The sequence below is a fragment of the Streptomyces olivaceoviridis genome, from assembly GCF_014650115.1.
Classification (GTDB): domain Bacteria; phylum Actinomycetota; class Actinomycetes; order Streptomycetales; family Streptomycetaceae; genus Streptomyces; species Streptomyces olivaceoviridis.
In genome coordinates this window covers 293,047-305,048 of sequence record NZ_BMUI01000007.1, presented here as the reverse complement: position 1 = coordinate 305,048, position 12,002 = coordinate 293,047, and the positions used below count along the sequence as shown (strand labels likewise).

Annotated in this window: 10 protein-coding genes; 4 read left to right on the top strand and 6 right to left on the bottom strand. The window is 75.6% G+C overall.

The window, feature by feature from the left end; all coding sequences use genetic code 11:
• Window positions 1-11 precede the first annotated feature (11 nt).
• Window positions 12-665 (bottom strand): hypothetical protein, encoded by a 654-nt coding sequence (locus tag IE273_RS16640; protein WP_189815951.1) that lies wholly within the window; start codon window positions 663-665, stop codon window positions 12-14.
• Window positions 662-1,033: a hypothetical protein gene (locus IE273_RS16635; RefSeq protein WP_229887253.1), complete on the bottom strand. Its 372-nt coding sequence runs from the start codon at window positions 1,031-1,033 to the stop codon at window positions 662-664. Before IE273_RS16635 ends, IE273_RS16640 begins: the two co-directional genes overlap by 4 nt.
• A gap of 146 nt (window positions 1,034-1,179) precedes the next feature.
• Here IE273_RS16635 and IE273_RS16630 point away from each other — a divergent pair, with 146 nt between their 5' ends.
• Genes IE273_RS16630 through IE273_RS16620 form a run of 3 tightly spaced genes read left to right on the top strand, consistent with a single transcriptional unit; the run spans window position 1,180 to window position 6,715 of the window.
• Complete coding sequence (locus IE273_RS16630; protein WP_189815949.1) at window positions 1,180-5,391, top strand: CHAT domain-containing protein; 4,212 nt, start codon at window positions 1,180-1,182, stop codon at window positions 5,389-5,391.
• Window positions 5,388-6,065 carry a hypothetical protein gene (locus tag IE273_RS16625; protein ID WP_189815948.1) on the top strand — a complete coding sequence of 226 codons (678 nt, stop codon included), beginning with the start codon at window positions 5,388-5,390 and terminating at the stop codon, window positions 6,063-6,065. Before IE273_RS16630 ends, IE273_RS16625 begins: the two co-directional genes overlap by 4 nt.
• Entirely contained in the window at window positions 6,065-6,715 is a 651-nt protein-coding gene (locus IE273_RS16620) for an RES family NAD+ phosphorylase (protein ID WP_189815947.1), read from the top strand. The genes IE273_RS16625 and IE273_RS16620 overlap by 1 nt, the downstream gene beginning before the upstream one ends.
• A gap of 84 nt (window positions 6,716-6,799) precedes the next feature.
• Here the strand turns inward: IE273_RS16620 and IE273_RS16615 are convergent, their stop codons facing one another.
• From IE273_RS16615 to IE273_RS16605, 3 genes are all read right to left on the bottom strand, one after another.
• Window positions 6,800-8,395: a hypothetical protein gene (locus IE273_RS16615; protein ID WP_189815946.1), complete on the bottom strand. Its 1,596-nt coding sequence runs from the start codon at window positions 8,393-8,395 to the stop codon at window positions 6,800-6,802.
• Window positions 8,370-9,134: a hypothetical protein gene (locus tag IE273_RS16610; protein WP_189815945.1), complete on the bottom strand. Its 765-nt coding sequence runs from the start codon at window positions 9,132-9,134 to the stop codon at window positions 8,370-8,372. The genes IE273_RS16615 and IE273_RS16610 overlap by 26 nt, the downstream gene beginning before the upstream one ends.
• Window positions 9,135-9,199: 65 nt before the next feature.
• Window positions 9,200-9,886 (bottom strand): hypothetical protein, encoded by a 687-nt coding sequence (locus tag IE273_RS16605; RefSeq protein ID WP_189815944.1) that lies wholly within the window; start codon window positions 9,884-9,886, stop codon window positions 9,200-9,202.
• A 238-nt stretch (window positions 9,887-10,124) separates the two neighbouring features.
• On the opposite strand from IE273_RS16605, the gene IE273_RS16600 reads away from it, so the two are divergent.
• Window positions 10,125-10,802 (top strand): 4Fe-4S single cluster domain-containing protein, encoded by a 678-nt coding sequence (locus IE273_RS16600; RefSeq protein ID WP_189815943.1) that lies wholly within the window; start codon window positions 10,125-10,127, stop codon window positions 10,800-10,802.
• On the opposite strand, the gene IE273_RS16595 is transcribed toward IE273_RS16600, so the two are convergent.
• Window positions 10,777-11,961: a macro domain-containing protein gene (locus IE273_RS16595; RefSeq protein ID WP_189815942.1), complete on the bottom strand. Its 1,185-nt coding sequence runs from the start codon at window positions 11,959-11,961 to the stop codon at window positions 10,777-10,779. The two genes, IE273_RS16600 and IE273_RS16595, sit on opposite strands and share 26 nt — an antisense overlap.
• Window positions 11,962-12,002 lie beyond the last annotated feature (41 nt).

Here is a 12,002-nt window from a genome sequence, read left to right as displayed (position 1 = left end):
GACCGGCATCCTCAGGGGGGCGCGGCGGCCGGGCAGTCGTCGACCGCGGTCACGGCCTCGGCCCGGGCCAGCCGCACCGCGACCTCACCGGTGTCCGTCCTCACCAGCAGCACTCCGTCCTCGGTGCGCCCCGGCTTCCCGCACACCACGCCCGACGGGGTGCGCACCAGGACGCGGGGACCGTCCTTCCCGGGGCCGTACCAGGTGAGCGCCACCGCCGTGACGAGCAGCGCGCCGCAGCAGATCGTCAGCGCCACCCCACGGGTGAGGGCCCGCACCGTGCGGCGGGTCTCCATGTGATCGCCCAGGTGCAGCGCGGTGGCCGTGGCGGGCACGCCGGTGGGCAGCCGGACCCCGGTGGGCGCGCCGTGCGCCGCCCGGAGCAGCAGCAGCGCGCCCAGCGTGCCGCACACCAGGCACAGCAGCAGCGCGCCGCCCACCAGGGCGTCGTACGGGGCGGCCAGTCCCCCCACGTCGGTACGGCCCTTGATCAGGCCGAAGCCGAACAGCCCGGCGAAGAGCGCCGCGAGCCCGTTGCGCCAGGCGAGCGCCGCCTCCCGGGCCCGGGAGAGCTCACCGGCGAGCAACTCCCGGGTCTGCCGGGCCGCCTGGCGGTCGGCGGGGGTCCCGGGCGGACCCGGCCGGACCCGCGGGCGCGGGGTCACCCCCGCTCCACGACGACGTTCCAGTAGGCGCCGCACCCCGTCTCCTCGGCCGGCCGGCCCGGATGCCCGGCCTCGCACGCGCAGAGCACCGGCACGTGCGCCGGCCGGGGCCCGCGGCGCGGCGAGCGGAACACCCGGTCCGTGTGCGTGTACGTGAACGCGCAGCCGCACCGGGGGCAGCGGCCGTACAGGACGACCACGCCGGCGTCCGCCGCCTCGACCCGCAGACCGGCCGTGTAACGGGCCGCGTAGTCCCCCTGGGTCGTCTCCCGGTACGGCGCGAGGGTGCCCGGCCCCGGTCCCGAGTACGTCACCGTGTTCCCCCCTGCGTCACCCGCGCGGCCGTCCTCGGCCGGCAACCCCAGCATGCCCACTCCGCCCCTTCCGTGCCACGGCGGATCGGGCGGAAACCGGCCGGGGGCCGGGCGTTGTCCGGCAGGATGCCGGTCAGGCGCGCCGAACCCGGCTGCCGCGGCACGGGAACGGGCACCATGGCGGGGGGAGGGGATGACGCATGACTGAAGCCGGGGCCGCACCCGTGGCCGACCGCGCCACCGCCGCGCTCGCCCGCGCGGCCGGGTTCTCCGTACCGCTCGAACCGGATGCCTACCAAGGGACACGAGGACCGCGACTCGATGCCCTGATCGGTGAACTGAGCGCGCTGCTCCACGAGTTGACGCGAGCGGACGGCGACGGGACGACGGCCGCGCTGGTGGCGGCACGGCTCGGCCGGTGCCACGCCGTACGGTTCATCCTGGACGGCGCCCCGGCCGACCGGGAGCGGGCGCTGCCCCTGCTGGAGCAGGCCCTCGGCTCGCCCCTGCTCGGGGAGGCGGACCGGGAGGCCGCGTACCGGGACCTCGTGGGTCTGGTCGCGTCGCGGCTGATGCGGCTCAGCCGCGAGGCCATGGCCGTGACTCCCGGCGACTGGACCGTCGACCGGCTCATGTCCCTGTCCGCGGCCGGCACCCCGCTCGCCCAGGGCGGTTCGGGGGTGGTGGAGGACAGCGCGCTGCTCGTCCGGCTGCTGCTGGAACGCGAGCACCAGCGGATGGATCCCCAACTCCGGGAGAACCTCCGGACCTTCGGTGAGATGACCGACGCGCTGTTGTCCGGTGACACCGCCACGCTCGTCCGCGGGGGCCGGCGGATCGCCGACACCATGGCGGACCGGACGCCGCCGTCGTCGCTGGGCACCATACTGTCGCTGATACTCGGCCAGATGGAACGGGGGCCGTCCGGCGAGACCGGCGAGGCGCCGGCCGACGACTCCTCCGGCTCGTCCGCCGAGACCCGGCACCTCCTGAGCCAGTTACTGGCCCTCGCCGAGGTCATGTCGCCCGGGACCATGGCGCCGCAGCACCTCTCCGGACTCCTCGCCGAACTGTCCGGAGACCCGGCGGCCACCGCGACGGCGGACGGCCCGGCACCCCTGCCGTCCCGGATGGTCGCCGCGCTCGTCCACGTCGCCCTCGCCACCCGCACCGGCGACATGGAGGGATTCCGCACGGCGCTCCGGCTGATGCACGAGGCCTCGGCCAACGGGGAACTCGACGGCCGCTCCCACGGCGAGTGGCTCCGTACCGTCGTGCCCGGACTGCTCCTCGGCGCCGCCCTCACCGGCGGCAGCCTCCAGGACGAGGACATGGCCCGGGAACTGCTGGAGGCACAGCGGTGGGACGACGACCCCACGAGCGACCTCGCCGCCAGCCTGCGTCTGTGCGGGGAGGCCGTCCGGCTCCACGGGCGGGTGACGTCCGCCCTGGACCGGGGTGACGTCGGGGAGGTCGAGGACGTCATCGACGAGCTGTGCGAACTGGAACTGGACGAGACCTACGACGGTGCCGAGGAATGGACCGGCGCGCTGACCGGCTTCGTCCTCGGCATGGCCTACCTCAGCCGCGTCGTGCTCGGGCCGTCCGCGGAGGACCGCACCGCACATCTGCGCGCGGCCGTGCACCACCTCCAGCGCGCTGTGGAGACATCCGTGGACATGCCCGTCCTGCGCAGCCTCCTCGACATCACCTGGGCCCCGCTGATCACCCTGACGGCGATCGCCGAGTCGGACCCGGGCCGCATCGCCGAGGGCGTCCAGCGCGCTCGGGCCGCCCTGGACGCCACCGGTTTCACCTCCGACTTCCGGCCCCGTGCCCGTGGCGGCATCGCGCTCGCCCTGGACACCCTTCACCTCCTCACCGGGGACACCGGCGCACTGGACGAGGCGATCGACGAACTGACCCAGGCGCTGACGGAATTCCCCGACGGCGGCCCGGGCGGCGCGGGCCTCACCTGGGACTTGGCGGCACTGCACGCGAAGCGGGCGGGCCTGCGGGCGAACGGGGACGGCCCCGACGGTGGCCTGGGGGCGGGGGTGGCTGGTGCTGACGGTGGGCCGGGGACGCGAGGGGACGGTGCCGACGAGGCCCCTCCGGCGGGGGCGCCTGGCGCTGACGGTGGTCTGCGGGCGGGTGGGTCCGGTGCCGACCCTGCTGTTCCAGCGGGAGTATCCGGTGTCGACGGTGATCTGCGAGCAGCCGTCGGTCTCGCCCGCCGGTCACTGCGGCTGTCCGCCGACGACGTTCTGCTCCAGCAGGGCGTCGGCCGTGGCCTGCGGATCGCGCGCGCCGCGGCCGAGCGGGGCCGCCGAGCGGCCTTCTGGGCGCTGCGGGCCGGACTCACCGAGGAGGCCATCGCGTGCCTGGAGGCGGGCCGCTCCCTGGTGCTCGGCGCGGCGGCCGTCTCGGCGGGCGTAGCCGACCGGCTGGCGGCCCTCGGCGAAACGGAACTGGCCGACCGCTGGCGCGAGGCCGCGGCCGAGCCCTCCTGGGAGCGGACCGACGACGACCGTTCCCTGCTGGAACTCTCGGCCGAGGTCGGTGCGGGGGCCGGCGGCGCGGTGCGGGGGCGTTCCGTCGTGGAGACGTTCGCTGAGGCGGGTGAGGGCGCCGACGGTGAGTCCCGGGGGAGCGCCTCGCTGGGGGTGGTTGCCGATGGGGGTCCGGGTGCCCTCGGCGAGTCCCGTGGGCGCTCCTCGGCGGCGGTGTCCGCCGACGGGGGTTCGGCTGCTGCCGGTGACGCGCGGGGTCGCTCTTCGCTGACGGTGCCTGCCGACGGTGGCCCGGTTGCCGTCGGTGACGTGCGCGGGCGGTCCTCGCTGGGGATGGATGCCGGCGGGGGGCCGGACGCCCCCGGTGAGGCGCGGGGGCGTTCGCCGTTGGAGGTGCTCGCCGCCGTGGGCTCGGGTGTTCCCGGGCTGCCCGGTGACCTGCGGCGCCGCTCGCTGGAGTTGCTGCGGGGGCGGGGCGGGGCCGACATGGAGCCGGTGGTCGCCTCCGTGAACGACCTGCGCGCCGGGCTGCGGGCCACGGGGGCGGACGCGCTGCTGTACCTCGTGCCCGGCCTGGACGATTCCGACGGGGCGGTCCTGGTCGTCCCCGCCGACGGCCCCGTCACCGCGCTGCCTCTCCCGGGTCTCACCCCGGCCGGCCGCGGCCCGGTCGCGCGGTACCTGGCGGCCGGCGCCGACCGCCAGCGTCTGGAGGCCGCCGACGAGGACACCGCCAACCCGCGGGAGACGGAGCGCGCCGAACGCCGCTGGCTGCGGGCCCTGGACGACCTGTGCGCCTGGGCCGGCGGCGTACTCGGCCCCGCCCTGGACCACCTGGCACTGTGGGACCGCGCCCTGGCGGAGGCGGGGCTGACCGCGGTGGCGGCCGATGGCGCCGGTTCCCGAACGGCCGACGCCCCGCCGAACGCCGTCGCTCCCGGCGCCTTCGACCCCGCCCACCCCCACCCCGCCCCGCCCCCGGCCGTAAGGCTCGTCATCGTCCCCTGCGGGGAGCTGGGCGTCGTGCCCTGGCAGGCGGGTGTTCTGGAGGTGCCCGGCGTGGCGCGGGGGGTGCGGGTCTGCGAGGTCGGTGTGCTCACGTACGCCGCCTCCGGGCGGGAGTTCCTGCGGGCCGCGGCCCGTCGGCGGATGGCGCTCGGTGAGCGGCCGGCCCTGGTGTTCCACGCGGTGGACGATCTGGAGTGGGCCGAGGAGGAGATCGAGACCCTCGCCGGCGTGCACTATCCCGGCGCCCTGGTCCACCATCCCGACGGCAACCCCGCCACCCCGGAGACCGTCCTGGCCCTGCTCGGCGGCCGGGCCACCGCCCCCGCCTCCCTGGTGCACCTGGCCTGTCACGGGCTCGCCGGGCCGGACCCCACCCGCTCGGCCCTGCACCTGGCGGCATCGAGCGAGGCCGGCGAGTCCTCCGGCGGCGGGGAGCTCACGCTCAGCACCCTGCTGGAGACGCCCGCCGAAGGCGACGCCTTCCGCGCGGCCGGCCCCCTCGTCGTGTGCGGCGGCTGCGAGACCGACCTCACCACCCGTGATCACGACGAGGCCCTGACCGTGACCTCGGTCCTGGTGCACCGGCTGGCCGCCGACGCCATCGGCTCCCGCTGGAAGGTCGACGACATGCGGTCCGAACTGCTCATGCTCGTCCTGCACGACGCGCTCGCCCGGGGCCTGGCCCCGCCGGACGCGCTGCGCGCCGCCCAGCGCTGGATGCTCACCCCGCCCGGCGAGCGCCCGCCCGTCCCGGCGCTGCACGGCCTCTCGGCCTCCTGGCGGCTCGCGGAGGACTTCCGCGACCGGCCCGACACCTGGGCGGCCTTCGTCCACCACGGCAACCCGGCACCGGCGGCTCCCGCCCGGCGGCGGGAAGGAGAGCGCGTATGACGTCGGAGGAGCTGCTCGGGCTCCTGGAGAGCCACTGGACCACCGTCGTCACGGAGTTGAGTGACGACGACCTCGGACAGGTGTCCGACGCCCTGCGGGAGATGCGTGAGGAGACCGCCGCCGGCAATCCCGCGGCCGTCGCCCGCACCGTGCGCCGGCTGAAGCGCACCCTGTCCGCGCTGCCGCCCGACCACCCCGTGGCCCAGGCGCTCGGCGGCCACCGCTACGCCGCCGGCACCCGCGAACTGCCCAGTCTCACCACGATCGACGCGGTGATCGACGTCCTCGGCACCCCACCGCCCGACCCCGCCGAACTGCTGCGGTCGGCCCGTCGGCGGCTCCTCGACGCCCCCGCGCTGACCGAGGCCGAGCACGCGGCCCTGACCCCCACCCCGTCCGGGGCCTCGGACCGGCCCGCCGAACTGATCCGGCTCCGCGACCCGGACCGCGGCATCCGCTACCCCCGCTTCCAGTTCAGGCCCGGCACCGCCGAACCGCTGCCGGTCGTCCGCCGGATCAACGTACTGCTCCGCGCGGACCGCGACCCCTGGGGAGCCGCCGACTGGTGGCTGGGCGGCAACCGGTGGCTGGGCGGCGTCCCGGCGGAACTGCTCGGCATCCTGCCGGACGACGCGCTGGAACGCGCCGCCGCCGAGCTCGTGGGAGCGTACTGATGGCGGGTCAGCTTCCGCCCGAGGGCGTGCCGATGAAGCCGCTGCGTCACACCCTGACGGCGGGCACGGTGCTGTGGCGGTGCCACGAGGAGCGGTTCGGGGCCGGCGAGTTCAACCCGAACGTCGCCCACGAGTTCTTCAAGGGCAGCCGCTTCGACCCCACCGACAAGGACCCCTACCCCTACCTCTACGCGGCCCTCGATCCGGTCACCGCCCTGTCCGAAGTCCTGCTCAGATCCGTCGAGTTCGGCGACGACGGGGTGCGCCAGATCCCCTGGGCGCAGGCCTCCCGGTACGTCCTCTCGGCGGTCCGCACCACGGCGGACCTCTCCCTGGTGGACCTCACGACCGCCGAGGGCCTGGCCGCCGTCTGGCAGGACGACTGGCTGATCGACACCGAGGAGTACGCCGGGACCCGGTACTGGGTGCGGGTGATCCGCGAACGCTGCGACGACGTCCAGGGCCTGTGGTGGACGTCCAAGCGCTGCCGGCCGCGCCCCGCGCTCCAGCTGTTCCAGGACCGCTGCCCGGACCCGCCCCTCGACCCCCGCCCGCGGGAGTGCCTGCGGCTGGCGTCGACGGACGACGTGCGCAGGGTCAACCGGCTGCTGGCGCCGCTGCACGCCGTCGTCTCCGCCACGGAGGACTGAGCACCGGGGACGCGCGACCGCCCCGGTCCCCTCGCGGGGGCCGGGGCGGTACCGGTCCGGTGTTCCGGGGACGCCGGCCGTCCCTCACCGGTCCCGCGGCGGTGCCGGCAGCAGCGGCCAGTTCCGGGACAGGCGCATCGCCGACTCGGTGACGGCGGGGTCCTTGGAGGCCGTCATCACCCCGTCGAGGTACTCGTGGGCGGCGGCCTCGTACAGCTGGCGGGCGGCGGCGATCCGCTCGTCGGCGGCCTCCCTGCGCTGTCCCTGCCGGTCCTCGGCCGTCTGCTGCGCGGCCCTGGCCCGCTCGGTGGCGGCGGCGCTCCGCTCGCGCCGCCCCTGGAGCTCCGCACGCCGTTCGACCGCCGTGCGGTAGGCGTCCAGGAACGGGTGCTCCCGGAACAGGCCGAGCAGGAAGCCGACCCCGCCGGAGAGCAGCAGCAGCGCGCAGAACAGCCAGGTCACCGTCTGGGTCGACAGGTGCAGCCGGTCCACCAGGGTCGAGGTGTCGGCGGACGAGCCGCCGAGCCCGCGGAAGCCCGAGGTGTCCTTGCCGGCGGGCGCCGGAGCGTCGTGCTGCATCACGAACTTGGCGCGCAGCGTGCCGAGCACCCAGGTCAGCCCGCCCCACACGCCGAGCAGCGACAGGGCGGGCAGCCATCCGCCGCGCGGCGATCCGGTGGCCGAGCGCCACCGCAGCATGTGCCCCGCCAGGTGCGGCAGGATCAGCATGATGACGGCGGAGGAGACCGCGAGCGTGCCGGAGAGCGCGTCCCCGCCGGTGCTGCCGACCCCGTGGAAGGGCTGGTAGGCGACCCAGTAGACCGGCACTTCGACGGCCATGATGACGACCAGCAGGGCCAGGGTCAGCCACCGGGGCAGGCCGGGGCGGGTCTGGAGTCCCTCCCAGCCCTCGCCCGACCCGATGCCGGCCTCCCGCCGTGCGGCGCGGAACTCCTCGCGCAGCGCGGCGGGCGAGAGGTCGTCCGCGGCGGCGCCCGCCGTGGACACCGACTGCCACTCGTCTCCCGGCTCCGCGCTCTCGTCCTTGCCGGTCGCCGGCCCCGGCTCGTCCGCGGGCGCGTCCGGGTCCGTGGCGCGGGCGGCCGGGGGCCCGGCGGGGTCCGGGAAACGGGCGCGCAGCCAGCGTTCCTCGACGCGTTCGCGCAGCCGGTCCCGGAAGCGGAGCCAGCGCGAGGACCGGAGGGCGAGGAGGTCGAGCTGGCCGCGGGCCGCCTCGATGTCCCGGTCGGCCTCCCCCAGCCGCTCGTCCAGGAGCCGGGTCTCCTCCTCGCCCGCGGTCACGGCGGTGGCCGCCCGGGCGTCCTGGAGCCGCGCCGCCTCCTCCCACAGGCGCAGGTCCTCCTCGATCCGGTGGATCACGGCCTCCCGTACGGAGGCCAGTTCAGCGAAGTACGGCAACCGGTCGCCGCTGTTGAGCACCCACGGGTCCAGCGTCCGTTTCCGGCCGGCCTGCCGGCCGCGCTTGCGGGCGGTGCCGAGCAGGCCGCTCTCGGCCTTGTCGTCGAGGACCAGGGGCCGCCGCCCGGCGAGCCCGCCGGGTGCGGGGCCGGGCCGGGGCCGGGTGGTCTGCTGTGTGCTCCGTCCCGGGAACGGCACAGAGCGGGTGAGCCGCCGGCGGCGCGGCTCGGGTGTGTCAGCGCTTGTACTGGGTGTCGACATGTGCCTTGGCCCTCCCTTCGAGCGCTTCCACCCAGAAGGACTCGAAGTCGTCGGCCTCGCTGGGTTTCGCCGAGTACTGCATGCCGAGCCCGACCGGGAAGACGTCCATGCCCTCGATGCCGGGCAGACCCCGCGCCTTGACGAGCGAGTCGATGACCTTCGCCCGCCGGGCCTTGGTGCTGAGGTCGTGGCGGGACAGGGAGAACTCCGGGTCGGCCTGGGCGAAGTCGCTCACGACGAGCAGCTTCGGCGCCTCGCCGTCGCCGGGTACGGCCTCCCCGATGCGGGCCAGCGCCCCCCACACGTCCGAACCGTTCTGCGAGCGGGCGCACTTGAGCTCCGCGAGCGCCGCGACGGCGGCGTTCCGCTGGGCGTCGGCCCGCTGCACCTTCTGGTCGGTGTTCGCGTCGTGCGGCGGGTCGAGGTCCACCTGGCCCTGCCGGCAGGAGGAACTGCGCGAGGACCGGGTGATGGGCGCGAAGTCCACGGTGCCGCACTTCTGGTCGGTGAGGAACTCGACGAGGCTGTCCTTGAGTTTGGCCTCCGAGTCGAATCCCTGCTTGACGGCGGCGGCCGACCCCGAGCCGTCGACGACCACCCCGCACGGAGTGGTGAGGGCTTCCTCCTGCTTGGTGCAGGAGACGAGGGCGGAGAGCGCGCAGACCAGCGGGACGACGACGGCGAGCCGGGCGGCGGCGCGGACGGGGGACCGGTGAGCGGTCCGGGCCGAGTGACGCACGATCACTTCCTTGGCCTTCCTGGGAGCGGGGGACGGGGAGCGGACGGGGAGCGGAAGACGGACGGTCATCGGCCGCGGACCCCGCTCGTGGCGTCGCCGCCGCGCGCCGCCTGGTGGTCCAGGATGTGCAGCGCCTGCGCGACGGCCGACGGATCGGTGTCGCGTCCGGCGTGGTCCGGGGCGTACCAGCGGTCGTTGAGCAGACCGTCGTCCAGGTGGGCCCAGGTGCGGTCCAGGGTGATCTCCCCGGGCAGCCAGCCCGTGGGCCGTGGCCCGCTGACATGGCCGTCGCGGTGGCTGCGGGTCCAGGCGCCGTCCCAGTAGCAGGCGATCAACTGGTTCGCCTCGTCGGCGAGTTGCTGGGCCTGCTGGCGGCAGACGGAGGCGGCGGAGCGCCACTGACCGACCATCTGCCCGAACCGGGCGAGCGCGGCGGGCGCCGGTTCCCCGCGCACGGTGTACTGGGTCACGACCCGCACCGACTCGGCCTGGATGCGGATGTGCAGCGCGCGGTGCGCCGTGAGGGTGCGGGAGCGCAGCCGTGCGGTGCCGCGCCGCACCTGGGCCCGCAGGCCCAGGATGTAGGGCGGCAGGCCGTCGTCGTCGGCCGGTGTGCGGCCGGCCGCCGCGTCCGTCAGGAATTCCCGGAGCCCGGCCGCGTCCCGGCGGCCGTGGAACCGGGCGCGTGCCGAGGAGAGCCGCCCCGCTTTCAGCCGTCGAACCCGGACATTTATTCGAGCTTTGTTGATCATTTTCGAAGAGCCCCCATTCGTCGCGGGCGGTCCGGGTGGGAAGGCGCCGCGATGGGGAGAGAGTAGCGGAGCAAAACCCCCAGCGGGCCACGTGATTTGAGAGGAACCGATCATTCTTTGCGGTGCTCCGGAAAACAACCGGTTCTCGCCCGGCGGAGAGCCGGATCGGGGCCTTCCGGCAATTGCGGGGGCCCCTCGGCGCACTGGATACTCCAAGCCGGTGCGAGGAGGAGATGCCGTGGAATTGCGCCTCGACGGGACGCACTACCCACTGGAAACGCTGGGCCCCGGAAAACGGCTCGGCGTCTGGTTCCAGGGCTGCTCCCTGGCCTGCGCCGGATGCATGTCACGGCACACCTGGGACCCGGCCGCGGGCACCCCCGCCACCGTCTCCGAGGTGCTCGCGCTGTGGCGGCGGGCCCTCGCCGACGGGGCCGCCGGCCTCACGGTCAGCGGCGGCGAGCCCTTGCAGCAGGCGGCGGCGCTCGCCGAACTGCTGGCCGGTGCGGCACGCCTGCGGGACGGTGCCCGGCGCCGCGAGGGGAGCGCCGGGCACCGTCCCGCCGACCTGCTGGTGTACACGGGGTACGAGCCCGCGGAGCTGACGCCGGAGCGGCGCGCCGCCCTCGACGGCGCGGACGCCGTGATCACCGGCCGGTTCCGGGTGGCGGAGCCCACCCGGCTCGCCTGGCGCGGCTCGGCCAACCAGCGGATCGTCCCGCTGACACCGCTCGGCGCCGCCCGCTACGGCCCGTACCTGGCCCGGGAGGCACCGGGCCCGCGCCTCCAGGTGACCTCGGGCGGGGACGGGGAGCTACGGCTCTACGGTGTCCCCCTGCGCGGTGAACTCCTGGAACTGGAACGGCGGCTGGGGCAGGGCGGGGTGGCCCTCACGGAGCGGAGCTGGCGGCCGTGAGCAGCCGGGCGTGGCTCTCCTCCGGCGTGACCAGCAGCACCGACCAGGACGGGTCCCGGCGCAGCTCCGTCCGGATCGCGTCGAGCAGCCGGCGGGCCACGGTCTCCACGGGCAGGCCGCCCCGGCCGGCGCCCAGCAGCGGGAAGCAGATCGAGGACATCGGCAGGGAGAGGAACTCGGCTTCGTGGCGGGCCAGTTCGAAGGACGTACGCACCGCCTCGGCGAGCACGGCGGGGGACACGTGATAGCGGTCGCCGTCGCCGACCGGGGTGGCGATCGCCGCGTGGTGGATGCGCCGTACCCCGTGGGCGGCCAGGGCGCCGGACGACGTGGCGACGACCGTGCCCGGCCGCACGGGCATGCCCGCCCGGCCGTGCGTCCGCTGCCACACGCGCAGTTCGCGGGAGAGCACGTCGTCCACGATCTCGCCCGAGGCGTCCCGGAGGGCGGCGGCCCGGCGCAGCGCACCGGACACCGTGGGGCGGAAGGTCTTGGACATCTCCAGATACGTGTTCTCGGAGGAGACCAGGATGTCCACGTCCCGCACCTCCTCGATCGGGCACACCCGGACGGTGACGCGGCCCGCCGGGGCCACCGGTGCGACGGCGGCCGGCCGGGCACCCGGGCGCCGGGGCGGCAGCCCGGCGGCGGGTGGCGCCGCGTGCCCCGGCGGAGTGGCCGGTGCCGGAGCCGCCGATTCGCCCACCACGACGACCTGCCGGCCGGGTGCCTCGCCGACCCCCGCCTCCCGGGCCACGGCCAGGACCGCCGCCGCGAGTTCGGCGATGACATCGTGCTCCTGGCTCTTGCGGAACCGCTCGGTGGTCACGCCGTAGACGGCCGCCGCCGCCTTGCGCCGGTCGGTGCCGGGGACCCCGCGCCGCGCGGCGAAGATCCCGAAGGAGTGGGCGGCGGCCCGGGCCAGCGGATCGCACGAGTCGTCGTCCCGCACCGGACGCCCGCCGGCCAGCCGCCGTACCGCCGCGCCCAGCAGCTCCTCGATGCCGGTCTGCTCGTCGTCCGGCCCGGTGCACAGGCCGGCCGCGACGGCGGTCTCGCGCAGGGCGTCCCTGGTGCAGTGGCGCAACCCGGGCAGGCCGCGACGTCTCAGTTCCCTGAGTTCGGCGACGAGATTTCCGTGCGGGGGCAGGGGCTGCATGATGCGCATCGTAGCCCCGGCCGGGGATTCCCTGAAGATCC